Origin of the sequence: Ruegeria sp. (assembly GCF_040830605.1) — a bacterium.
Lineage (GTDB): Bacteria > Pseudomonadota > Alphaproteobacteria > Rhodobacterales > Rhodobacteraceae > Ruegeria.
Map to the genome: position 1 here is coordinate 186,587 of NZ_JBFOMD010000008.1, position 23,763 is coordinate 210,349.

At 62.9% G+C, this 23,763-nt stretch carries 25 protein-coding genes; 22 read left to right on the forward strand and 3 right to left on the reverse strand.

The genetic code is table 11. The features are described from left to right. From AB3N21_RS12335 to AB3N21_RS12375, 9 genes are all read left to right on the forward strand, one after another. The gene (locus AB3N21_RS12335) at positions 1 to 594 is read left to right on the forward strand and encodes a TetR/AcrR family transcriptional regulator (RefSeq protein ID WP_367935501.1); all 594 of its coding nucleotides are present in this window, start codon (positions 1 to 3) and stop codon (positions 592 to 594) included. Beyond that, on the forward strand, positions 591 to 842 hold the full coding sequence (locus AB3N21_RS12340) for a hypothetical protein (protein WP_367935502.1): 252 nt from the start codon (positions 591 to 593) through the stop codon (positions 840 to 842). Before AB3N21_RS12335 ends, AB3N21_RS12340 begins: the two co-directional genes overlap by 4 nt. Positions 843 to 864: 22 nt before the next feature. Next, a complete protein-coding gene (locus AB3N21_RS12345) occupies positions 865 to 2,028 on the forward strand; it encodes an aromatic ring-hydroxylating dioxygenase subunit alpha (RefSeq protein ID WP_367935503.1) in 1,164 nt (387 codons plus the stop codon). Continuing rightward, positions 2,025 to 3,089: a 2Fe-2S iron-sulfur cluster-binding protein gene (locus AB3N21_RS12350; RefSeq protein WP_367935504.1), complete on the forward strand. Its 1,065-nt coding sequence runs from the start codon at positions 2,025 to 2,027 to the stop codon at positions 3,087 to 3,089. The genes AB3N21_RS12345 and AB3N21_RS12350 overlap by 4 nt, the downstream gene beginning before the upstream one ends. Then, a complete protein-coding gene (locus AB3N21_RS12355; protein ID WP_367935505.1) occupies positions 3,082 to 3,510 on the forward strand; it encodes a hypothetical protein in 429 nt (142 codons plus the stop codon). The genes AB3N21_RS12350 and AB3N21_RS12355 overlap by 8 nt, the downstream gene beginning before the upstream one ends. 129 nt (positions 3,511 to 3,639) lie before the next feature. After that, entirely contained in the window at positions 3,640 to 4,584 is a 945-nt protein-coding gene (locus tag AB3N21_RS12360; RefSeq protein ID WP_367935506.1) for a hypothetical protein, read from the forward strand. 118 nt (positions 4,585 to 4,702) lie between these two features. Next, the gene (locus AB3N21_RS12365) at positions 4,703 to 5,224 is read left to right on the forward strand and encodes a sigma-70 family RNA polymerase sigma factor (protein WP_367935507.1); all 522 of its coding nucleotides are present in this window, start codon (positions 4,703 to 4,705) and stop codon (positions 5,222 to 5,224) included. Continuing rightward, positions 5,221 to 5,742, forward strand: a complete 522-nt coding sequence (locus AB3N21_RS12370) for a cupin domain-containing protein (RefSeq protein WP_367935508.1) — start codon at positions 5,221 to 5,223, stop codon at positions 5,740 to 5,742. Before AB3N21_RS12365 ends, AB3N21_RS12370 begins: the two co-directional genes overlap by 4 nt. A gap of 82 nt (positions 5,743 to 5,824) precedes the next feature. Further along, positions 5,825 to 6,331, forward strand: a complete 507-nt coding sequence (locus AB3N21_RS12375) for an SMI1/KNR4 family protein (protein ID WP_367935509.1) — start codon at positions 5,825 to 5,827, stop codon at positions 6,329 to 6,331. A 118-nt stretch (positions 6,332 to 6,449) separates the two neighbouring features. Here AB3N21_RS12375 and AB3N21_RS12380 read toward each other — a convergent pair whose 3' ends face one another. Beyond that, entirely contained in the window at positions 6,450 to 7,592 is a 1,143-nt protein-coding gene (locus AB3N21_RS12380; RefSeq protein WP_367935510.1) for a serine hydrolase domain-containing protein, read from the reverse strand. 399 nt (positions 7,593 to 7,991) lie between these two features. Between AB3N21_RS12380 and AB3N21_RS12385 the strand changes: the two genes are divergently transcribed. Next, the gene (locus AB3N21_RS12385) at positions 7,992 to 8,462 is read left to right on the forward strand and encodes a hypothetical protein (protein WP_367935511.1); all 471 of its coding nucleotides are present in this window, start codon (positions 7,992 to 7,994) and stop codon (positions 8,460 to 8,462) included. Between the two features lie 27 nt (positions 8,463 to 8,489). Here the strand turns inward: AB3N21_RS12385 and rpoN are convergent, their stop codons facing one another. Continuing rightward, on the reverse strand, positions 8,490 to 9,809 hold the full coding sequence (rpoN, locus tag AB3N21_RS12390; protein WP_367935512.1) for an RNA polymerase factor sigma-54: 1,320 nt from the start codon (positions 9,807 to 9,809) through the stop codon (positions 8,490 to 8,492). A gap of 116 nt (positions 9,810 to 9,925) precedes the next feature. Here rpoN and AB3N21_RS12395 point away from each other — a divergent pair, with 116 nt between their 5' ends. The 12 genes from AB3N21_RS12395 (at position 9,926) to nuoG (ending at position 23,145) form a co-directional block, all read left to right on the forward strand. Continuing rightward, on the forward strand, positions 9,926 to 10,984 hold the full coding sequence (locus AB3N21_RS12395) for an ATP-NAD kinase family protein (protein WP_367935513.1): 1,059 nt from the start codon (positions 9,926 to 9,928) through the stop codon (positions 10,982 to 10,984). Then, positions 10,981 to 11,964: a thiamine pyrophosphate-dependent dehydrogenase E1 component subunit alpha gene (locus AB3N21_RS12400; protein WP_367935514.1), complete on the forward strand. Its 984-nt coding sequence runs from the start codon at positions 10,981 to 10,983 to the stop codon at positions 11,962 to 11,964. Before AB3N21_RS12395 ends, AB3N21_RS12400 begins: the two co-directional genes overlap by 4 nt. 27 nt (positions 11,965 to 11,991) lie before the next feature. After that, positions 11,992 to 12,999 (forward strand): alpha-ketoacid dehydrogenase subunit beta, encoded by a 1,008-nt coding sequence (locus AB3N21_RS12405; RefSeq protein WP_367935515.1) that lies wholly within the window; start codon positions 11,992 to 11,994, stop codon positions 12,997 to 12,999. A gap of 5 nt (positions 13,000 to 13,004) precedes the next feature. After that, on the forward strand, positions 13,005 to 14,105 hold the full coding sequence (locus AB3N21_RS12410) for an acetoin dehydrogenase dihydrolipoyllysine-residue acetyltransferase subunit (RefSeq protein WP_367935516.1): 1,101 nt from the start codon (positions 13,005 to 13,007) through the stop codon (positions 14,103 to 14,105). Between the two features lie 187 nt (positions 14,106 to 14,292). Beyond that, positions 14,293 to 16,029, forward strand: a complete 1,737-nt coding sequence (locus tag AB3N21_RS12415) for a sigma-54-dependent Fis family transcriptional regulator (protein WP_367935517.1) — start codon at positions 14,293 to 14,295, stop codon at positions 16,027 to 16,029. Between the two features lie 306 nt (positions 16,030 to 16,335). Beyond that, positions 16,336 to 16,701 carry an NADH-quinone oxidoreductase subunit A gene (locus tag AB3N21_RS12420; protein WP_367935518.1) on the forward strand — a complete coding sequence of 122 codons (366 nt, stop codon included), beginning with the start codon at positions 16,336 to 16,338 and terminating at the stop codon, positions 16,699 to 16,701. After that, positions 16,689 to 17,183, forward strand: coding sequence for an NADH-quinone oxidoreductase subunit NuoB (nuoB, locus tag AB3N21_RS12425; protein WP_367935519.1), 495 nt, complete (start codon positions 16,689 to 16,691; stop codon positions 17,181 to 17,183). Before AB3N21_RS12420 ends, nuoB begins: the two co-directional genes overlap by 13 nt. Further along, positions 17,180 to 17,710: an NADH-quinone oxidoreductase subunit C gene (locus tag AB3N21_RS12430; RefSeq protein WP_367935520.1), complete on the forward strand. Its 531-nt coding sequence runs from the start codon at positions 17,180 to 17,182 to the stop codon at positions 17,708 to 17,710. The genes nuoB and AB3N21_RS12430 overlap by 4 nt, the downstream gene beginning before the upstream one ends. Positions 17,711 to 17,734: 24 nt before the next feature. After that, entirely contained in the window at positions 17,735 to 18,949 is a 1,215-nt protein-coding gene (nuoD, locus tag AB3N21_RS12435) for an NADH dehydrogenase (quinone) subunit D (protein WP_367935521.1), read from the forward strand. Further along, complete coding sequence (gene nuoE, locus AB3N21_RS12440; protein ID WP_367935522.1) at positions 18,946 to 19,437, forward strand: NADH-quinone oxidoreductase subunit NuoE; 492 nt, start codon at positions 18,946 to 18,948, stop codon at positions 19,435 to 19,437. Before nuoD ends, nuoE begins: the two co-directional genes overlap by 4 nt. Continuing rightward, positions 19,430 to 20,695, forward strand: coding sequence for an NADH-quinone oxidoreductase subunit NuoF (gene nuoF, locus AB3N21_RS12445; protein ID WP_367935523.1), 1,266 nt, complete (start codon positions 19,430 to 19,432; stop codon positions 20,693 to 20,695). Before nuoE ends, nuoF begins: the two co-directional genes overlap by 8 nt. Then, positions 20,692 to 23,145, forward strand: coding sequence for an NADH-quinone oxidoreductase subunit NuoG (gene nuoG / locus AB3N21_RS12450; RefSeq protein WP_367935524.1), 2,454 nt, complete (start codon positions 20,692 to 20,694; stop codon positions 23,143 to 23,145). Before nuoF ends, nuoG begins: the two co-directional genes overlap by 4 nt. Before the next feature lie 116 nt (positions 23,146 to 23,261). Here the strand turns inward: nuoG and AB3N21_RS12455 are convergent, their stop codons facing one another. Next, positions 23,262 to 23,702, reverse strand: coding sequence for a CBS domain-containing protein (locus tag AB3N21_RS12455; RefSeq protein WP_171175995.1), 441 nt, complete (start codon positions 23,700 to 23,702; stop codon positions 23,262 to 23,264). Between the last annotated feature and the right edge of the window lie 61 nt (positions 23,703 to 23,763).

Here is a 23,763-nt window from a genome sequence, read left to right on the forward strand (position 1 = left end):
ATGGTTGGGCGTCCTTCAAACCGTGACGAACGCTATGCGCAGGTCATGCAGGCGCTGGTGCGATGTGTGGCACGCTTCGGGTTGGAGGGCGCCTCTCTGACCCAGATCGCAGCCGAGGCCGGGCTGACCCGTCCGCTGATCCGGCATCATCTGGGCAATCGCGAAGAGATGATTGCAGCACTGCAGAACTATGTGCTGCAGAGCTTTGCCGAACAGACCGAGGCGCTGATCGCCGCCCTGCCCGAGGACAAACCCGGCGCGGCGTTGGTCGATTTTCTGTTTTCCGACACCGCCGGGTCGTCCCCGGACATGGTGCTGGCGTTTGCAGCTCTGACGGCGCGCGCTTCCGAAGACGCGGACCTGCGCGCCGCCTGCCGCGAGTCCCTGCTGGGCTTCGAGGCCGCGATCACCGCAGTGCTGCGCAGGGACTACCCGCAAGTCGACCATCCCGCCGTCGACGCCGCGGCCCATGGCATCATCGCGCTGTATCTGAACGTGGCGTCTCTGGCGCCGCTGAACATGCCGCAGGACTGGACGCAAACCGCGTACGCCCTCGCGCGTAACCTGCTGAAAGGGTTGGACGCTCGCTCATGACGCAGATCCGCGCACTCAACTACATCGCCTTCGCCGCGCTGATGATCACCACAGCCCTTGGCTATCAGTCCCTCTGGGGGCTCCTGTTCCTCTACTGGACGGTCCAGAGTTACCACACGGGCTACGCGTTCCTGTTGTCGGACGTAACGCGGGAAGAAGACCCGGTCCTGTACTGGCTGATCCTGATCGCCTGGACCGTCTTCGGCATCCTGCTGGTGATGGCCGATTTTCTGCCCGGTTGGGGCTGACACCAATCTTAGGAGTACCCGAATGACCCGAATGACCCGAATGCTGCACCTGCTGCCTGTCGAGGCCTATACCTCGCAGGAGTGGTTCGATCGCGAAATGCGCGACATCTTTTCGAAAACCTGGCGCTATGCCGGGTTCATGGAGGATGTCAGCGAACCCGGTCAGTACATCACCGTTCAGGCCGGTCTGAACAACATCTTCATCGTGATGGGCCGCGACCGCCGCCTGCGTGCGTTTCACAACATCTGCCGCCACCGGGGCACACAGCTGATCCGCGCGGTCGGCAAGACGCAAAAGGCGCTGACCTGCCCCTATCACGACTGGACCTATGATCTGGAAGGCAACTTGGTGTCGGTGCCTGAAGAACAGGAAGAATTCGGTCAGGTCGACAAATCCTGCCTGGGCCTCAAACCCGCCAAGGTCGACATCTGGAAGTCGATGATCTTTGTGCATCCCGACCCCGACGCGCCCTCCGTCGCCGAATGGTTCGGGCCGGCAGAGCCGCATATCGGCCCTCATATTCCCGAAGAGTTGGTCGAGTATGAAGAGCTGAACAACAGCTACGAGATCAAGGCCAACTGGAAGGTGGTGGTCGAGAATTACGTCGACGTCTACCACCTGAGCCACCTGCATTCGAACACGCTGCAGATGTATGACCACAAGGCAGCGAAATACCACTGGGAAGGCCCTCACTACATGTTCTGGGAGCCGCCGGTCGAGGCATTCCTGAAGGATCAGGAAAGCAAGCTGATTGCGCCACGGGTGATCCCCGAGGACATGAACGGCGCCTGGGTACCGATGCTGTTCCCGGGGATCGGGCTGGCCGGGTCCGAGGACGGCTGGAACATCTTCATCGTCGAGCCGCTCGGCCCCGAACTGACCCGCGTCAGCAACCGGGGGCGGGTATCGAACAGCTCGGGTTGGGAGTTTGCCAAGCAGGAAATGCGGTCCTCGAACTTCTGGACCAAATTCGGCCTCAGCGGAAAGTACGAAGACCATGACGCCATGAGCGAGGACGACCCGATGGTCGCGGGCGACTTCACCGGCGAGGACATCTTTGCCTGCGAACAACAGCAGAAATCACTGAAGTCTCCCTATTTTGAGGTCGGCCCCGCCGCCGTTGGCGAAAGCCCCGTGATCGATCACCAGAAGGTCGTTCTGGAATGGTTGGGAGGCGCCAGATGAACCCGCGCAATTTCCATCCGCTGACCGTTCTGGACACAAGCGAGGAAATCGGCGGCATGGCCAGGACCGTCATGTTCGACGTGCCCGACGCCCTGCGTGAAACCTTCGCCTGGCGGCCCGGCCAGCACCTGTCGTTCCGCTTCATGGTGAACGGAGAGGAACAGCGCCGCAGCTATTCGATCTCTTCCTCGCCCTTCACCGGCGACCCGCTGCGGATCACCGTGAAGCGGGTCCGGGACGGCGTGGTCAGCAACCACATCAACGACAATGTGCGAAAGGGCGACGTAATCGACGTGATGCCGCCCTTTGGCGGGTTCTGCCTCGATCCCGGCGCAACGGCGCGCCGCACACATTACTTCTTTGGCGCGGGCTCGGGCATCACACCGCTTTATGCAATGCTCAGCTCGGTCATGGCGGCGGAACCCAACTCCGTCGCGCATCTGGCCTATGGCAACAGCAACGAAAAATCCATTCTGCTGCAGGATGAGCTGAACGCCGTCTGGGCAACCAACCCCGAACGGATGACGGTCCATCACGTCTTTTCCAAACCCGGCTTCTGGTCCTCAGCCGATTACTGGCGCAAAGGCATCATCGACAAACCCGTGATCGAGGCACTGATCGCCGAGAACCCGCCCTATGCGCAGGACGCGCAGTATTACATCTGCGGGCCGGGCGGGATGAACAAGGCGGTCAAGGCCGCGCTGATGTCACTCGACGTACCGGCCAGCCGCATTCACATGGAAAGCTACGGCGGCGCGGCAGAGCTTGACACCAGCGTTGAAGGCATGGGTGCAACGGCAGAAATCACGCTCGGCGGCGCCCGGCATTCAATCGACGTGGCCAAGGGGCAAACGGTTCTCGACGCAGCCAAATCCGCTGGCCTGAAACCACCTTTCTCCTGCCAGTCCGGGGTCTGCGGCGCCTGCCGCGCCAAGCTGACCAAAGGCGATGTCCACATGCGCGCCCGCATCGCGCTCGAGGACGCGGACATCGCAAAAGGGGCGATCCTGACCTGCCAATCGCTGCCGACAACGGAAGCCCTGTCGCTCAGCTATGACTGACCGCGTCAAGGGCGACGAGGCCGGTACGTTCTTCATCGCATGTATCGGCCTCACCCTGGCAACCTGGCGCATAAGCTTCACACTCGGCGCGTATGGCGAGGTGTTCTACACCGATTTCATCACCATCTGGCTCGTCTCGCTTACAGCACTGGCCGCAGGCATCGTGATCGGCAAGGCGATCGAGGGCGCACGTTGTCTCACCTGGTGGGGCGCCCTCCTGCTGCTGCTACCTTCCGTGGTCATGACGGGGGCGCTTTGGTCCACCGATATCGGCGCATTGACGTCAATTCTGCCATGGCTGCTGGTGCCCTCAATCCCCTATATCGCCTATATCCTGTTCTCCGTTGCAGTGCCCGGGGCCGCCGAACTGCACAACCGCCGCTCCGAAAGCAGCCTCAACCCCTCCGGCCACAATCCTTGAGCCCCGCCCAGACCGGTTTGGCAGCTCTCGGGTAACGTTTCCGTTATTCCCGCATCCGCCGGTCAGTTTCTTCCGATCCAGTAAGTGGAGCGTCCAGAAACGCTTCATTTTTTGAGAAAGGAATTGAAGATGACCATTGAAACCGACGCCGTCGTGCCACCGTCGATCACGGCGCTGTGCAAGCACGCGACCAAATTCTCTCAGGCGCTCAAACTGTTGTCCTTCGACGATGACAGCGATGTCGGGGTTACTGTCGCCGCCGAAAGGCTCTCGGCCGCGGTGGGCGCGTTCAACGACCGGCTGGCGCGGCCCGCCAAACCCGATGACGGGGCGCTGGCGGACATCGAAGACCGCATCGCGCCCGCGGTCGACACGCTTGGAACGCTCGTACAGGTCTTCTCCGACGACGCGGCCAGCGGCGCCGTGTCCCTGCCCGACATGGACGATCTGGCTGTCATGATGGGCTTCCTGGGACAGAACGAAGACCGGCTCTTTCGGGTTCTGGAACTGACGCCATCCGCCACGAAGGTGAAATCATCGCCTGAACGGGCCGAACTGGTGGAATGCCTGACCTCGTTCGGCGTGCCCCTGGCCGAGGTCGGGCTGCACCCGCCGACCATGATCAAGGTGATCATCATTCTGGTGATCGTGGTCATCCTGCTGCGCCGCCGCGATGCCGAGGCGCTGGTCATCACCATCGTGAATATCCTGGTTCTGATCGACCGGCGCGGACAGGGCGGTACCAAGCTTCCCGGCGGTTCCCAACCCGGCGGCTCGCAACCCGGCGGCGCGGTCACACCCGGTGCGCCACCTGCGCCTCCGGCACCTGCCGCGCCGGTTGACCCGTGCGCCGCAAAAGGGGAATTCCGGATCATCGTCGGCGGAAGCGGCGTGACCGAACAGGCGGCCCTCGCCGATGCGATGCGCAATGCCTTCATGGAGGCCGCGCGCCGCTGCGGTCCCGGATGCAGGCCCCGTGCGCTTGGCATGACCAATGAGCGCGCGACCCTGATCGGCGACGCCAACAACCCCTTCCGCACCGCCCGGCGCTTCATCTTCCGGTGCCGGAAATAAGCCGCTTTCGTGGTACTGCTGCACCCCGGTCTCTGGCCGGGGTGTGGCCCGCAATCTGGCCATTTTCAGAGATACGGCCTAGTATTCCGGTCGCCGCCGATGAGAGAATGGCCGTCTGATGCACACGACAATTGAGGAGCTGCTGAGCCGAACGGCCGCACGTGATCCCGAGGCGTTCCGGGCGCTCTATGACCGCACCGTTTCCCGTCAGCTTGTCATCGCGCGGCGGATACTGCCCCGCAACGATCTGGCCGAAGAGGCCGTGCACGACGCCTTCGTCTCGATCTGGCACAGCGCGGATCGCTTTCGGCCCGAGGCGGGCTCGGCGCTCGGCTGGATCTGCACCATCGTCCGGCGGCGCGCCATCGACCGCCTGCGGGCAAGCCCGTGGCTGCACCGGGAACTGACCCTCTTGCCCGAGGGCGATTACCGGTCCGCAGACACAACGCCCGAGGAACGCCTGGCCCTCGAACAATGCCTCGCCGAGCTGTCGGCGCATGTTCGAACCGCGATCCGTCTGGCCTATCTCTACGGCATGACCCATAGCGAGCTCAGCGCCAGGCTCGACATGCCGCTCGGAACATTGAAAAGCCAGCTGCGGCGTGGTCTTGCATCACTAAGGGAGTGTCTGTCACGATGAACGATACCAACGACCCATCTGACGACGACCTGCCGCCCGATGCCGCCTCCTATTTCCTCGGGCTGACAGACGCGCCCGAGCAGCCGGATGACGCGTTCCAGAAGGAAGTGCTGGCTTGGGCGGACCGCCTCCTGCCGCTCGAAACCGGTGAGACGCAGCCGCCACCGGCTTCGCTTTGGCAATCAATTGCACAGCAGATCGAAACCGCGCCCGGAATTCGGACCGTCGATCGCGGGGAAGGTATATGGGAGGAAATCGGCGAAGGTCTGCGGCGCAAGATCGTGCATACCGATGCGGCATCCGGCCGGATCAGCTATTTTCTGGAACTGGCAGAAGGCGCGCGCCTGCCGGAACACGACCACCCCGGCGACGAGCATTGCGTGGTTCTAGAAGGAACGCTCAAGGTCGGATCCCGCGAGTTCGGTGCCGGCGCCTACCAGTTTGCCAAATCCGGCCTGCCGCACCCCGTGATCACAGCGCAGACACCGGCGCTTGTCTTCATCCACGGGCCGATCTGAAGCCATTGTTGCCTGCCAGACCCCCTCCCGCCCAGCGACCGAAACCTGTAGCGATAGCCAGAGGGGGCTGAGAGGCGTAAAAATGCAGATCGACAAGAAAACGCGCGCCGCCTGGACTGCGGACGGCATCACCCCGGCAACGCGCGAAGAGATATCACAGCTTCGGACCAGGGCCGGTGATGCGCTGCCCGACGACTACCTGAACTTCGTCGCGACCTATGGCTTTCCCTCATGGCCGCTCGATGCCGCGTCCCGCTTTACCCATTTGCACGACCTCGGGCATCGCCAGGTCACGCAAGAGGATGATCTGGGCAGCCTGATCCAGCCCGGACAGATGAAATACACCGAACATGAGCTGACCGAGGCCCTGCCCGGTTTGTCTCCCCGTCTCGCCCGCGCCATGCCGCTTGCCGGAACCTATGACGGCCATTCCCTGCTGGTTCTCGAACTCGCGCCCGTTACAGGACGGGTATGGCACTGGTCCGACGAAAGCCTGTGGGTGGATTTCGACACACCCACGCTGGGTTTCGTGGCAAACGGCTTCAGCGCTTTCATCGAAGGGCTGGCGCCGCTCACGGATCACCCGTAGCGCAACCGCCCGGCCCTCGTTCCGGCGCCGGATAACGGCTGCCCGCAGCGCGAAAACCACGTTCTCGAAACAGAATGTCTCAAACGACATGCGGGCCACACGACAGGCGCGGTTTGGATCACTGCAGCGCGTCGATGATCTGTCCCATGATCCGCTCGCCGACCAAGTGACTGAAATCGTTGTAATTACCGGCGAAAACCGTGATCGCCAATTCGGCATCAGGCAGCACGAAAATCCGCTGATCGCCGTTCCCGACCGCGCGGATCACCCTCTGCCCGCCCCTCAGCATACCGGGATACCAGAAATAGCCATACCCATAGACGCCCGGCGGCCCCCACGGATTGTCCTGGACATGGCGGGTGGTCGAGGCCGCAACCCAGTCCGCAGGCACCACCTGGCGCCCCTGCCATTTGCCATCATTCAGAATGAGCGAGCCGATCTTGGCAAGGTCCCGCGCCCGCAAACGCAGGCCAGACGCCGCGCTGGGAGAGCTGTCGGGCGACCAGTTCATCGACCGGTGCCAGGTATAGTCGGTAATGCCAAGCGGGCTGAAAAGAACCTCCTCGGCAAATGTGTCCAGCGGTTCCCCGGTAAGGTTCTCGATGACACCGGCGGTAAGCTGGGTCAGCCCGGCATTGTAATACCACTGGCTGCCGGGCGCATCGCACACCGCGCGGGCCAACACCAGACCGATGGGATCGTCGGTCATGTAGAGCCGGATCTCATCATTTCGGCTGTCCGTATAGGGAACCGCCATCTCGTTCCATTCAAGCCCGGCCGTCATGGTCAGCACATCGTGCAACGTCACAGCGTCCAGCCCGGCGCCGAAACCTTCCCGATCCGGGAAGAAACTGGCAATCGGGCGGGCGAGCGCCGCGTCGGCCGTTTCGCCCAGCGCAATGCCCAGAAGCACCGAGGTCACGCTTTTGGTGACTGAGCGCAGATCGTGCTGGGTCGTGGGGCCGTGCTCGATGCGGCCGAGAGGCTGGCCCCAGTTTTCATCCTCGCCCGGCCAGTAGCGTTCGAAAACCAACCGGCCCTTGTGTTCGATCAGGACAGCATGGACATTCGGCATCCCGCCGCCATCGACTTTCTCGACCAGGGCGGCAAGAGCGTCCGGATCAAGCCCGGCCTCGGCAGGCTCCGCAACCGCCCAGCCATCCCCAAGCGCGGCGGGCGCGGTGGCAACCTCCTGCGCCGCCGCCGACAGGGGCAGGCAGATGGCCATCAGGGCAGAGACAAAGCAGCGCCGGGTGAACATGGCGGTCCTCCTTCAAACCGCACGATAGATGCCCGACCTGCCGCATACAACGACTGCGCACCACCTTTGGCATCACAACGCCTACGACCATCCCGCCCGCTCTGGGGCCCTCGCCCAACAACTTGCGCTTGCCGCAAAGGGCAACTCTGACGGGCCGCATCGCAACGCCGATATGAACGCAAGATCCGGGGAGTGCATTGCCATCGTCAGGCAACTGACTACCTCTGACGAAAGGGGGGTGTGATGAAACCCAGCAACCGGACGCGTCGACATACAATTCTTGGATTTACGGCACTCGTCGGAGGGCTGTTCCTCCCACGCAGGGCAGATGCCGCAGGTCTGACCCCCAGCGCCGCCGAAGGGCCGTTTTACCCAAGGCCATCCATGCGCATGAAGGATGTGGACAATGATCTGGTCAAAATCGCCGGTCTCGTCCGGGAAGCCGGAGGTGAAGTGATCATCCTGAAGGGCAAGGTCACGAACAAGGCCGGCGCCCCCCTTGCCGGGCATCGCATTGAAATCTGGCAATGCGACATGAACGGCAAGTATCTCCACCCGGGCGACAATCGCTCCGTCGCCTATGATCAGGGCTTTCAGGGCTTCGGCCACGACATTACCGATGATGACGGAAACTACAGCTTCCGAACCATCAAACCGGCGCGCTACCCGGGCCGCACGCCGCATATACATGTTAAGATATTCGACGGGAGGCGAGAGCTTCTGACCACCCAGTTCTATCTCAAGGATCACCCGGAGAATAACCGCGACGGCCTCTACCGCCGCATGTCTGCAAAACAGGCCGCATCGGTCTCCATGGAGTTCTCCGCAGGCAAGAACGGGCCCGAGACCACGGTGAATGTCGTGGTGTAACGGCAGGCGTTTTCCCATGCCGCCACATCAACAGATACGGTCGAAGTTGGGCGGTTTGCCCGTCGGCCCGCCGGAACGCATACGCCGTCCGGACGCGCTTGGGTGGCCAAGTGCTGCACGGTACTTGGCCACAGTGCGTCGGGATATCACCATATTTCCACGGCCCATAAGCCGGGCCAGGGATTGATCGGACAGAGGGCTGGCCTTGTCTTCCGTCCGGATCAACAAGTCCAGCCGCTTCAATATCTGCTCTCTGGTTTTGCTGGAGCTTTCCGCGTTGAAGGGCCGGACAAAGAACGTCTCGGCTGGTAAAATGCCGTGGGGGGATTGCACCAGACATCCCGCCATCGCCCGGCTGATCGTACTCTTGTGCAGCCCAAGCGCTTGCGCTGTACCCTCCATCGTCAACGGCGCACGATCTGACGGGCGACCGGTGATCAGAAAGCGTTTCTGAACCCCGGCGATATGCCCGCCAATCCGCAGCAGTGTGTTGGCCCGCTTTTCCAAGGCGGTGATCAGCGCGGTCGCGGAACCATGACAGTCCTTGTAATATCTCAGCGCTGCGCCATCGGGTTCTGTGCCTCGCAGAAGCGAAAAGAACGGGTCGTCCACCTGTATGTCCGGCAGCGCCTCGGGATTGAGACTGACGGTGATCTCTCGCCCTGCATCCAGTCGGATTATCAGATCCGGCCCCCGCACCGGATCAACCTCCGTTTCCAGGATGCAAAGCGGGGCCGGGTTCAGCGCCCGAATGTCGTACAGCATTTCAACCGCATCTTCCCGGTCCACCTCGCAGAGCGCGCAGATCGCATCGACATCGCGTGCGGCCACCAGATCGAGGTGGTCGAGTAACTTCGCAATTACCGGATCGAACCGATTTCGCTCGATCAACTGCAACTCAAAACACTCAGACAAAGAGCGCGCGAAAACCCCTATCGGTTCCACGGATGATTGCAGCCTGGCAATGGTCTTGTGCAGCGTCGCCTCATCCACCGACAGATACCGGCAAAGCTCGTCCGGGCTGTCGGTCAGAAACCCGCGCCGATCCAGACAATGCACCAGATCGCGCGCCACACGCGCTTCATCCTTACCCAAACGGATCAAGCCGATCTGCCGCAACAGCATCTGCGCCGCGCTTTCAGATTGCGCAAGCTGGTCGTAGGTATTTGCCGCACGGCCTGAAGACCCATGACCGGACCCGATGCGCAGAAACGGGTTGCGCCGGGCTTCTGCCGCGATTTTCGCTGATATCTCGCCCGGGTCCATCTGCAGCAGGTTCAGAGACGTGCGCATTGCCTGCGACAGCGCCAGTTTCTGCTGTGTGACCTGCTGCTGAACCTGACGCAACGCACTTTTATCCCATTAAAACAAATAGATACTGCCCGCACCAAATGACACACATCAACGACCGACCACACTTTGGCACAGTTGTTGCTTGTGTACGGTAAGTGGGAGAGCTTGCCGTGTCAAAAGTGGGCATTATCGCCAACCCTGTCTCCGCCCGGGACATCCGCCGGATCGTCTCGCATGCCGGCAATCTGCCGATCAACGACCGCGCCAATATCGTTCTGCGTCTGCTGACGGGGCTCTTCACTGCAGGGGTCCGGGATGTCCTGATCATGCCCGAAAACGGCGGCATCCGCACGCAGCTCATGCGCACGATCAAGCGCGAGGCCAAGGTGGGCGAGGCCCGGTTTCCGCAGGTCTCCTACCTGGACATGCCGGTGACCTGCACCTCCGACGACAGCGCGCGGGCGGCACGCATGATGCGCGAAGCCGAGGTCGGCGCGATTGTGGTGCTGGGCGGCGACGGCACCAACCGGGTGGTGGTCTCGGAATGCGGCAACATCCCGGTGTCCGGGGTTTCAACCGGCACCAACAACGCCTTCCCGGAAATGCGGGAACCCACGATCACCGGACTGGCCGTCGGGCTGGCCGTCACGCGGCAAATCCCCTGCGCCCATGCCTTTACCTACAACAAGCGGCTTGAGGTAAAGGTGAACGACCAGCGCGAGATTGCGCTGGTCGATGTGGCCGTGGTCGCCGAACGCTTTGTCGGCGCCCGCGCGATCTGGAAGACCGAGAACTTCCGCGACCTCTTCACCACGTTCGGCGCACCGGACGGGATCGGCATGTCCTCGATCGTGGGGTTGCTGGCACCGCTCAGACGCGATGACCCCGAGGGGCGGCGCATCCAATTGCGGCCTCTCGACGGCGCGCGCCACACCATCAACGCGCCCATCGCGCCCGGATTGATCGAGGCGGTGGGCATCGGCGGGGTCGAGACCATCCTGCCCGACCAGATATACATGCCCAGCGTGTCCGCCGGATCGATCGCGCTGGATGGCGAGCGCGAGATGACCTTCAGCGAAATCGACGAGGTCAGCATCCGGCTTCAGGTCGACGCGTTCCGCACCATCAACATACCCGAATGCATGGCCTATGCCGCGCGGCACGGGCTGTTGACCAACGGGGCACAAGTCTGTCCCCAAATTGCTCAACCACACGGGAGGACAACATGAGCAACAATCCATTCCCACTGGAAAAAGACGGGCTCCTCGAAGCCTATCGGCGAATGAAGACCATCCGCGAATTCGAAGAGCGCCTGCATGTCGATTTCGGTCGCGGCGACATTCCCGGGTTCGTGCATCTCTATGCCGGGGAAGAGGCCGCGGGCGTCGGCATCATGATGCACCTGCAGGATCACGACCGTATCGCCTCGACCCATCGCGGCCATGGCCACTGCATCGCCAAGGGCGTCAGCGTGAAAGAGATGATGGCCGAGATCTACGGCAAGACCAGCGGCTCGTGCGCGGGCAAGGGCGGGTCGATGCATATTGCCGATCTGTCCAAGGGCATGATGGGCGCCAACGGCATTCTGGGCGCTGGCGCTCCCCTGGTATGCGGGGCGGCACTGGCCGCGCAAAAGCTGGGCCATGATGGCGTCGGGATCACCTTCTTCGGCGACGGCGCGTCGAACCAGGGCACGGTTCTGGAATCCATGAACCTGGCCGCGATCTGGAACCTGCCGGCGATTTTTGTCGTGGAAAACAACGGATACGCGGAATCGACCTCGGTCGATTATGCGGTGGCGTCGGATTCCTATGTCGACCGGGCCACGGGGTTCGGCATGCCGGGCATCACCGTGGACGGGCTCGATTTCTTCGCGGTCTACGAGGCCGCTGGCGAGATTATCCGGCGCGCCCGCGAGGGCGGCGGACCGACGCTGATGGAATGCAAGATGATCCGCTTCTTCGGCCATTTCGAAGGCGACGCACAGACCTATCGCGCGCCCGGCGAAAACGAGGAAAACCGCAAGAACAACGATTGCATCAAGCTGTTCCGCGCCAAGGTGACCGAGTCCGGCGTGATCAGCGACGCCGAGCTGAACGCCATCGATGACGAGGTTCTGGCCCTGATCGATGAGGCGGTCGATGAGGCGATTGCCGCGCCTCTACCCGGCCCCACACAGCTCACCACCGACGTGTACGTGGCCTACTGATACGTTCGGGACGAAAGGAGAAAACAGATGGCACGTACACTCAGCATGAAAGACGCAATCAACGAAGCGCTCGATCAGGAAATGACCCGCGACCCGACCGTCATCATGATGGGCGAGGATATCGTCGGCGGTACCGGCTCCCCCGGCGAGGACGACGCCTGGGGCGGTGTTCTGGGGGTCTCGAAAGGGCTCTATCACAAGCACCCCAATCAGATGATCGACACCCCGCTGTCGGAAAGCGCCTATGTGGGCGCCGCAATCGGCGCCGCCACCTGCGGCCTGCGCCCGGTGGCGGAACTGATGTTCATCGACTTCATGGGGGTCTGTCTGGACCAGATCTACAATCAGGCCGCCAAGTTCCGCTACATGTTCGGCGGCAAGGCGGAAACGCCGGTGGTGATCCGGGCCATGTGCGGCGCAGGCTTTCGCGCCGCCGCGCAACACAGCCAGATGCTGACCCCGATCTTCACCCACGTTCCCGGGCTCAAGGTCGTCTGCCCGTCAAACGCCTATGACACCAAGGGGCTGCTGATCCAGTCGATCCGGGACAACGATCCGGTGATCTTCCTCGAACACAAGAACCTCTACGCCTCGGAATGCGATGTGCCCGAGGAATCCTATGCCATCCCCTTTGGCGAGGCCAACGTGGCCCGCGAAGGCTCGGACGTGACCATCGTCGCCTACGGGCTGATGGTGCCCAACTCGCTGGCGGCGGCGGACACGCTCAAGGGCGAAGGCATCGAGGCCGAGGTGATCGACCTGCGCACCCTGTCCCCCATCGACATGGACACCGTCATCGAAAGCGTCGAGGAAACCGGGCGGCTGGTCTGCGTCGACGAGGCCAACCCGCGCTGCTCGATTGCCTCGGATGTGTCGGCGGGCGTGGCGCAGGATGCGTTCTCGGCGCTCAAGGCACCGATCCGGATGGTCACCGCGCCACACGCCCCGGTGCCGTTCTCACCCTCGCTCGAAGATCTCTACATCCCGTCGCCCGACCGGATCGCGGATGCGGCCCGCAAGACGATGGAGGCGTGACGGGAATGAGTGATCTGATCACACCGATCATCATGCCGAAATGGGGGCTCTCCATGCAGGAGGGCACCCTGTCGGAATGGCATGTCGAGGAAGGCACCGAGATCTCTCCGGGGGATGAGATCATGGATGTCGAAACCGACAAGATCGCCAATGTCGTCGAGGCCGCCGATGGCGGCCTGCTGCGGCGGCGCGTCGGGCAGGCGGGCGAGGTCTATCCCGTCCGCGCCCTGCTCGGCGTCATGGCGCCCGAAAGCGTCAGCGACGCCGAGATCGACGCCTATATCAGCGCCTTCGAAGTTCCCGAAGTCGAAGAGGAAGAGGACACCGGCCCGGCTTATGAGTTCGCCGATCTGCCCATCGGACGCATCCGCTATGCCGAGCGCAAGGGGGACGGCGTGCCGGTGCTGCTGATCCACGGGTTTGGCGGCGATCTGGACAACTGGCTGTTCAACATCGACGCCATTGCCGAGGCCGCCCCCGTCTATGCCATCGACCTGCCCGGTCATGGCCAGTCGATCAAGGCGGTCGACAATCCGGGGCTGCAGGCGATGACCGACACGGTGCTGGCCTTCATGGATCATGCCGAGATCGACAAGGCCCATCTGGTCGGCCATTCCATGGGCGGGCTTGTCTCGGGCCGGATCGCCAGCGATCACGGGGGCCGGGTGGCATCGCTGACGCTGATCTGCTCAGCCGGCCTGGGCGAAGAAATCAATCGCGACTATCTCGACGGTTTCGTCGCGGCCGCCACACGGCGGGAACTAAAGCCGAAACTGCAGCACCTTTTCGCCGACCAAAGCCTGGTGAACCGCGCCATGGTGGACGATCTGCTGAAATACAAGCGTCTGGACGGCGTGCAGAGCTTTCTCGAAGAGCTGAACGCCAGCCTTTTCAGCGACGGCAAGCAGATCGAAAGCATCGCCGGGGCTCTGGAGGCCGCTGATCTTCCCTGTCAGGTCATCTGGGGCGCCGAGGATGCCGTCATCCCGCAAACCCACGCCGGTGCGATTGCCAGCGCCAGGGTCACCGTTGTCAACGCCGCCGGGCACATGGTCCAGATGGAGCAGGCCGCCAAGGTCAACGACCTGATCCGGGACCTGCTCTGACCCGCTTTGCCCTGCGTGGCCGGCCGCCCCGACGATCGGCCACGCGAGACACCGCCAGCACCGCACGCATACCAAGGCATAACTCGCATTTTCGCCGCGAATTTGGTAAACACGCGCGTCCGCGACGGCCCGGGTTGGCACCCAAGACAACCCGAGCCCGAAGATGCCGCCTGGGGAGGGGGCTGCGATGTCCGATGCCAGCGCATTTGAAAACCATGTCCGCGAAATCATTACCGTGGCCGAAGGTGGCGCCAGCTCGCGCGATCCCGAGGTGGTCAATTCGTGGCTCCGCTGCCTCAACGACCACAAGCTGGACCCCGAACACAAGGGTGAGGCCATCATCCTGCCCGAGGCCCGGCTGCGCCAGCACCAGCAAGAGGCGGAGGAACTGCTCTCGATCGCCCGCTACGGCATGGAAGACCTCTATCGCCGCGTGAACTCGATGGGCTACGTGCTGCTGCTTACCGACGCCAAGGGGGTGACGGTGGACTTTATCGGCGACGAAAAAGTCGACCGCGAGCTCAAACGCGCCGGGCTCTATATCGGATCCGAGTGGAGCGAGGAAACCGCGGGTACCTGCGGTGTCGGGGCCTGCATCTCGTCGGGCAACGCGATCACGGTTCACCAGACCGATCACTTCGACATGGCACACACGCCGCTGAGCTGCACCGCCGCCCCGATCTATGACCTGACCGGGGCCCTCAAGGGGGTACTCGATGTCTCGCTGTTGATGTCGCCCACCGAAAAATACAGTCAGGCGCTGACGCTCGAAGTGGTCAAATCCTGCGTGCGCCGGATCGAACTGGCCAATCTCGAAGCACATCGCAAGTCGGACTGGATCGTGCGGATGAGCTCGTCGACCGAGTTTCTGGGTGTCGATCCCAACAGCGCATTTTCGGTCTCGTCCGACGGCACGATCTCGGGCATGACACGCGGCGCGATGGTGATGATGGCACGGGCGCTGGGCGACGAACCGGTGGACCCGGCCACGCTGATCGGGCGGCCATTGGAGGACGTGTTCGACTTTGATTTCAACGACCTGCCCTGTCTTCTCGGGGCCGGAACGCCCGGAGAGCAGGCGATGGAAACCCGCGACGGCCACGTTGTGTTTGCCAATGTGCAGGCACCGGTGCGGGCCCCGAAATCGGCATCGCGAACGGATCTGCCCGCCCCTCTGGCCCAGACCCATGGCGGCGACCCGGCCATGGCGGCCCTGACGGCCAAGGCGGCCCGGATCGTGGACAAGCAGATCAGCATCATCATCGAGGGCGAAACCGGCGTCGGCAAGGAATTCGTCGCCCGCGCCCTGCATGCGTCGCGCAAGAAAAAGGGGCCGTTCGTGGCCATCAACTGCGCGGCGCTGCCCGAAACCCTGATCGAAAGCGAGCTGTTCGGATACGCCCCGCACGCCTTCACCGGCGCCAATGCCAAGGGCAAGAAGGGCCTGATCGAACAGGCAAACGGCGGCACGCTGTTTCTGGACGAAATCGGCGACATGCCGCTCGCCCTGCAGGCCCGGTTGCTGCGGGTGCTGTCCGAGCGCGAAGTGATGGCGGTCGGCGGCACCCGCCCGGTCCCGGTGGACATCCGGGTGGTGTCAGCCTCGCACCGCGATCTGAAACTCCTGGTCGACAGCGGCCAATTCCGTCAGGACCTGTTTTACCGGCTCAACGGCGTTGTCCTCAGCATACCTCCGCTGCGCAAGCGGCAGGACATGGCCTGGCTGATCAAACGCGTGTCTGCCCTCGTGGGCGAGGATCAGCCGCTGAGGTTCTCCAGGGACGCCACCACCGCGCTCAGCGCCTATGACTGGCCCGGCAATATCCGCGAAATGATCAATGTTTTCGAACTGTGTTCGGCACTGAACGACAGCCATGTGATCGAAGCGGCCGATTTGCCCGATCAAATCCGGGCCATGCAATGAACCCCCGCTGAGCTGGTCCGCCCGACCGGCTCGGAAACAGGGTATTTCCCGGCGCAACGACCTCCGAATTCTGGATATTTGCGGACCGCACACGCCAAATATGCCGCGGCCAGGACGCCTCCCCACCTGCTCAGACCCTTGCAACACACCGCCTACACATGGTTTTCAATTGAGAAAAACCGCTTCGCCGTATACACTTTCAGCCACAAGGAATGTCGCAGAACTTTCCCGGGGGACAGGTCGTTTCCCCGCTTTGGGGTAGGGTTCGACCGCGCATGAACGTTTGAGCGTGCGAGGATGTTAGACATGACCGGACTGGAGTTTCTGCCTGTTCTCATCATGGTCGCCGGGGTGGTCCTGGTGGCGCTGGCGACGCTTTTCGTCTCGTCGCTGCTGCGGCCTTCCAACCCCTATCCCGCCAAAAACATGCCCTATGAATGCGGCATGGACCCGGCGGGCGAGGCGGCGGCAGGGCGGTTCAAGGCGCAGTTCTTTCTGGTTGCGATCCTCTTTGTCGTGTTCGATGTCGAGGCGATGTTCCTGTTCCCCTGGGCCGTCGTGCTGAAGGAAATCGGTATCGTCGGGTATATCGAGATGTTCGTGTTCATCGTTCTGCTTCTGGTGGGGTTTGCCTATGCGTGGCTGAAAGGAGCGCTTGAATGGGAAACGTGATCAACGACAGCGTGCTGTTCACCACGGCTGATCAGGTCGTAAGCTGGGGCCGCCGGTCCGCACTCTGGCCGGAAACCTTCGGCATTGCCTGCTGCGCCATCGAGATGATCTCGGCCGGTTGTGCCCGCTATGATCTCGACCGGTTCGGCGTGGTGTTCCGCCCGTCGCCGCGCCAGTCCGACGTCATGATCATCGCCGGCACCGTGACGCGGAAATTCGCGCCGGTCGTGCGCCGGCTCTACGATCAGATGCCCGAACCGCGCTGGGTCATCGCGATGGGAACCTGTGCGATCTCGGGGGGTGTCTACAACACCTACGCCGTGGTGCAGGGGTCCGAAACCTTCGTGCCCGTGGACGTGCACGTGCCCGGCTGCCCGCCCCGGCCCGAGGCGCTGATGCACGGCTTCCTGCTGTTGCAGGAAAAAATCAAGAACTCCGGGGCGCTCACCGACACACCGATTGGCCGGGCCGTCGGCACATGACCGGTGCGGCGGAAACCTTCGTTTCCCGGATCGAAGACAGGTTTGGGACCGCGACCACATATGTCGGTCTCAGTCACGGCATCCACGTGTTCAAAGTGTCCCCGGATATCATCACCGATCTCTGCCGGTTCCTGAAGGATGAGCTGGAGTTCAACTTCCTCTCCGATATCTGCGGCGTCGACTACCTGCCCGAAACCCCGCGGTTCGAGGTGGTGTATCACCTCTACTCGTTGTCCCGGAAATGGCGGATCCGCCTGAAATGCCGTCTGGACGATCCGCCCCGGATCCAAACCGTAACCGGCATCTGGCGCACCGCCGACTGGCACGAGCGTGAGGCCTGGGACATGTACGGCATCGTTTTCGATGGGCATCCGGACCTGCGCCGGATCTACATGTGGGAGGGGTTCGAAGGCTTCCCGCAGCGCAAGGACTTTCCGCTCAGGGGCTACCGGGACGAGCTGAACCCCTTCGGCGCCGAAGGCCCCGCACCGACACGGCCCGATCTGGAAACCAAGGACATCCCGTAAGGAGGGCAGCACCGGAGCAGCACCATGACCGAAGCAACCGAATTGCGCGCCCCGGAAGGGGCCTCGCCGGACACCAAAGAGGTGCTGCTCAACCTCGGGCCGCAGCATCCCAGTACGCACGGTGTCCTGCGGCTGGTTCTGGAAATGGACGGCGAATATGTCGAACGGGTGGACCCCCATATCGGCTATCTGCACCGGGGCACCGAGAAGCTGTCCGAGACCTTCACCTACACCCAGATCTTCCCGCTGACCGACCGGCTCGACTATGTCTGCCCGCCGTCGAACAACCTGGCCTTTGCGCTGGCCGTCGAAAAACTGCTGGATATCGAGGCGCCGGTGCGCGCGCAATACATCCGGGTGATCATGGCCGAACTGGCGCGCCTGTCGGGGCACCTGCTGATCACCGGCGCGCTGCCGATGGATCTGGGTGCGATGACCGCGCTGCTCTATGCGATGCGCGAGCGCGAGATGATCATGGACCTGATGGAAATGGTCACCGGCGCGCGGATGCATACCTCGTACTGCCGCGTCGGCGGCGTGCGCGAGGATCTGCCTGAGGAATTCGCCGTGAAGATCCGCGAATTCTGCGACATCTTCCCCAACCGCATCCGCGATTACGAACGGCTGGTGGAGAAAAACCGCATGTTCCTCAAGCGGACCGAAGGCATCGGCGTGATCAGTCCCGAGGACGCGATCGACATGGGGCTGAGCGGGCCGAACCTGCGCGCCTCGGGCGTCGATTGGGACATCCGCCGCGACGAGCCGTACGAGATCTACGACCAACTCGATTTCGACGTCATCACCCATGACGAAGGCGATTGTTACGCCCGCTGGCGCTGTCGGGTCGAAGAGATGCGCGAAAGCGTCCGGATCATCGAACAATGCCTGGTCCAGATGCCAGACGGCCCGTTTCTGGTGGACATTCCCACCGTTGCCTTCCCGGTCGACAAGGACCGGGTTCATAGCTCGATGGAGGCGCTGATCCAGCATTTCGACCTGTCCGCGTATGGCTTCAAGGTACCCGCGGGCGAGGTCTATTCGGCCATCGAGGCCCCGAAGGGAGAGCTTGGGTTCTACATCGTCAGCGACGGCTCCCCCAACCCGTTCCGGATGAAGGTGCGCGCGCCGTCCTTCGTCAATCTGCAGGCGCTGTTCGTGGCCAAGAACGCCCACTACCTCGCCGACATGATCGCGATGCTGGGCAGCCTGGACCCGGTGATGGCGGAGGTCGACAAATGAACGCGCCCCTGGATATGCGCGCCCGGATCGAGGCGGCGGCCGAGGCCTATCCCGATCAGCGCTCGGCCATCATGCCGGCGCTGATGATCGCGCAACGGGAATACGGGCATCTGACCGGAGAGGTTCTGGAAGAGGTCGCCGATATCCTCGGGGTCGAGCGTATCTGGGTCTACGAACTGGCGACGTTCTACACCCTGTTTCACACGGAACCGGTGGGGCAGGTCCACCTGCAGCTTTGCGACAATGTCTCCTGCATGTTGCGCGGCGCCGAGGCGCTGCTGCGGCATATGGAACAGGTCTTGGGGATCGCCGAGGGCGAGACTACCGGGGACGGGATGTTCACACTCTCGACCGTGGAATGCCTCGGCGCTTGCGAGATGGCGCCGGTGATGCAGGTGGGTGACGACTATCACGGCAATCTGGATGCCGACCGCATCGACGCTCTGCTGGCAACGTTGCGGGCGGGGCGGGAGAAGGCCGATGTTTGAGCCGGTCCTGCTCAAAAGCGTCGGCCAGCCCGACAGCCACAGCCTGAGCCACTATCGCTCGGTCGGTGGCTACGAAGCGCTGCAAAAGGCGCTGAACGACTATACCCCCGACGAGATCATCGAACTGGTCAAGGGTTCGGGCCTGCGCGGGCGCGGCGGGGCGGGGTTTCCGACCGGCCTCAAATGGAGCTTCGTGCCCAAGGGGCAGGAGAAACCGAAATACCTGTGCTGCAACGCGGATGAGGGTGAGCCGGGCACCTTCAAGGACCGGATCATCATGGAAGAAGACCCGCATCAACTGCTTGAAGGGATGGCGATCTGCGCCTACGCGATTGGCGCCGAAACCGGCTATCTCTACATCCGCGGCGAGTATGTAAAGGCGATCCGCATTCTGGAAACTGCGATCCGCGAGGCCCATGCCGAGGGCTGTCTGGGACGCGGCATCCTGGGCTCGGACTTCAATTTCGAGGTTCACATTCACGAGGGCGCCGGGGCCTATATCTGTGGCGAAGAGACCGCGATGCTGGAATCCCTGCAGGGCCGGCGCGCGCAACCGCGCCTGAAACCGCCGTTTCCCGCCGTTGCGGGCCTCTACGACAGCCCCACGGTCATCAACAATGTCGAAACGCTGGCCTGCGTGCCCCATATCGTCGAGCGCGGCTCGTCCTGGTTTAACGGCATCGGGCCGGAACGCAGCCCCGGCCCCAAGCTCTATTGCCTGTCCGGAAGCCTGCGCAAACCAGGGCTGTATGAGCTGCCCATGGGCATCCCGCTGCGCGAACTGATCGAGGAACATGGCGGCGGCGCGCCCGAGGGCCGCCAGATCAAGGCCGTCATCCCCGGCGGCGTATCCGCACCGATGATCCCGGCAGAGGGTCTGGATGTGGGGATGGATTTCGACTCGCTCGCCGGGGTGGGCTCGATGCTCGGCTCGGCGGGGGTGATCGCCATCGACGACAACACCTGCATCGTCAAGGTGGCCACCCGGATCGTCGAGTTTTTCCACCACGAAAGCTGCGGGAAATGTACGCCCTGCCGCGAGGGGCTGGACTGGGCCGTCAAGATCATGCGCCGGATCGAGGCGGGCGAAGGCGCGTCAACCGACCTGGAACAGCTCGAACGGCTCTGCGGCGGCATCTTCGGAAACACGTTCTGCGCGCTGGGCGACGGCGCGGCGATGGGCATCCGGGCGGCGCTAAAGCACTTCAAAGATGAATTCACGGCCCATATCGACGAAGGGAGGTGCCCGTACCATTGAGCGACACCAGCGACATCACCACCCTCGCCGTCACCATCGACGGCCATGACCTGCGGGTAGCACCGGGCACGACGATCCTGACCGCGGCAGAGGGTTTGCAGATCGACATTCCCACCTTCTGCTACCAGAAACGCCTGCCGGTTCTGGCCTCATGCCGCATGTGCCTGGTCGAGATCGAGGGGCAAGGCAAGCTGCAACCGGCCTGCGCCACCGCGGTCATGGACGGCATGGTGGTGCGCACCGACACCGAGCGGGTGGCCGAAACGCGGTCCTCGATGCTGGACATGCTGTTGGCCAACCACCCGCTGGACTGCCCGATCTGCGACAAGGGCGGCGAATGCGAGCTGCAGGACATGGTGATGGCGTACGGCCCGCGCGAGAGCCTGTTCCGCGATCCCAAACGTGTGTTCCACTCCAAGGACATCCAGCTCAGCCCGGTGGTGATCATGAACGTGAACCGCTGTATCCAGTGCCAGCGCTGCGTCCGCATCTGCGAAGAGGTGGTGGGCGCCGTGGCGCTGGGCACCGTCGACAAGGGCATGGACACGGCCGTCACCGGGTTCGAGGGCAGTCTCGCCAGCTGCGATCAATGCGGCAACTGTATCGAGGTATGCCCGGTCGGCGCACTGATGAGCTTTCCCTACCGCTACAAGTCGCGGCCCTGGGATCTGGCCGAAACCGATACGATCTGCCCCCATTGCGGCACTGGCTGCCACCTGACCGTCGGCACGCGTGACGGTGAGTTCATGCGCGTGCGCTCCAAATGGGACACCGGGCTGAATCTCGAGACCCTTTGCGTGCGCGGTCGTTTCGGCATGGATGGTTTTGCCAGCCCCGACCGGATCAAACGCCCGATGATCCGGCTCGAGGACCGTTTGGTGCCGGTCTCCTGGGACGAGGCCGGAGAGTATCTGCGGGACCGGGTCCCGTCGCTGACAGGCAAGGCGGCAGGGATCGTCTCGCCCCGCCTGACCAACGAGGCGCAGTTCCAGTTCCACCGCCTGATGCGCACGGTATTCGACAGCGATCTGGTCGCGACGTCCACGCGCTTCGACATCCCGGCGGCGCTGGGCCCGCTGATCCGCGATTTCTACACGCGCGCACCGCTGCAAGAGGTGATCCGGGCCGACTGCACGCTGATCATCGGTACCAACGTGACCGAGGAAAACCCGGTCAGCGAATACCTGCTGCGCGGCGCCGTCCGCGAGGGCGAGACCCGGCTTTGCCTGCTATCGGCCCGCCCGTCGCGCCTCGACGCCGACGCGCAGGCGGCGCTGCGGATGCCGCCCGGGCGCGAGGATACCGTCCTGTCCACGCTCCTCGCCGGTCTTGCCGCCGGTGAGTTCGGTAAGGATGCATCGGGGCTGCAAAGCATCTGGAACGATCCGGCCCGCCAACGCGCCGAAGCCGCTCTCGGTCAGGTGCATTCAGCGCTGTCATCGGCCCAAAGCATCACCGTTCTGATCGGCACCGACCTGTTCAGATCGCCGAACGCCGAAACATCGCTGTCCCTGATCTACAACATCCTTCACCACCTGCAATCGCAGGGCAAAAAGATCGCGCTTCAGGGGCTGTTCGACCGCCCCAACCAGCTCGGGTCTTGGGACATCGCCACGACGTCCACCCAGACGCTGTCCGACCTGCTCGACCGGTGTGCAAACCGGCAGATCGGCGCGCTTTATGTGGCCGGAGGCGATCCGCTCCTGTCCTGTCCCGACCGAGCCGGCGTGCAGGCTGCGCTCGAAGCGGTGGACCTGCTGATCGTGCAGGACGCGATGCTCAGCGACATTGCGGGCTCTGCCGACATCGTGCTGCCCGCAGCGGCGCATGGCGAGGAAACCGGGAGTTTCACCAACAACGAGGGCCGGGTTCAGTCGGTGCGCGAGTTCCGCGTGCCGATGTTCGATGCCAGACCAAATCTGGATGTCTTCCAATGGCTCGCAGCGCTGTTCGACAAGCCCCTTGCTGCCTCTCCTGCCGAAATATTCGACGAGATCGCCGACACCATCCCGGCCTATTCCGGTCTCAGCGCGGCGGGGATCGACCCCGATGGCACCTTCACCGCATCAACTGAGACGCGTTCGACCGGCTCGCTGGATCTGCCCGCATCATCCGGGCCCAAGGCAACAAACGGGTTGCACCTAATCACCGGCAACGGGCTGTTCCACGGCGGATATCTCTCCGAGCATTCCAAAACGCTGGATACCGTCGCCCCTGCCGCCTTTGTCGAGATGAGTACTGCGGATGCGCAGGCCCGAGATCTTGCGGATGGCCAGACCGTTCAGGTCGCCTCGGCCAGGGGAAAACTGACAGCCCGCCTGAAAGTCACCCCGGATTTCCCCGAAGGTCTGGTTTTCGTGCCCGAAACCTACCGGAATCTGCGGCTCAACAGCCTGATGACCCGAGGAGAATACCCCTGCCCCGTCGATGTGCAGGCGGCAGACGGCTGAACTGCGAAACGCCTTACAGCACTTTGAAAAATACCTGTATCACTCAACGCTGCCTGAAATCGTGGATTTCAACGCGTTAAGTGATGCTCGATACCTTATGTTTTTTCCAAAGTGCATTAATGATACCCGGTCCCGGCGATGTAATGGTGCAGTTCCTTTTCGGTCCGCAGCGCCTCGTCCAGCCGGTGCTTGACCACATCACCGATACTGATCACCCCCGCCAGCGTCTCGCCGTCCATCACCAGCACGTGGCGTTTGCGCTCCTGCGTCATGATCGCCATCACCCGGGGCAGCGTATCGTCCGCCGCGCAGGTGATCAGACGGCGCTCCATGATCGCGGCAACGGGCTGGTTCAGCGCCTCGGGGCCATGCGTCGCCACCGCGTTGCAGAAGTTCCGCTCCGAGGCCGTCCCCTCCACATGCGTCGGCGTCTGCCCGACGACGACCAGACCGATCTGCCTGTCCTGAAACAGCCTGAGCACATCGACCGCGGGCGTGTCCGCCGCAACCGAGACAACGTCGTGCCCCTTTAACTGCAATACATCGGAAACATACATCACACCCTCCCTGGCAGTGACCCTGCCAATGGCTTTCCGCACGTTTCCATGTTCCTTGCCG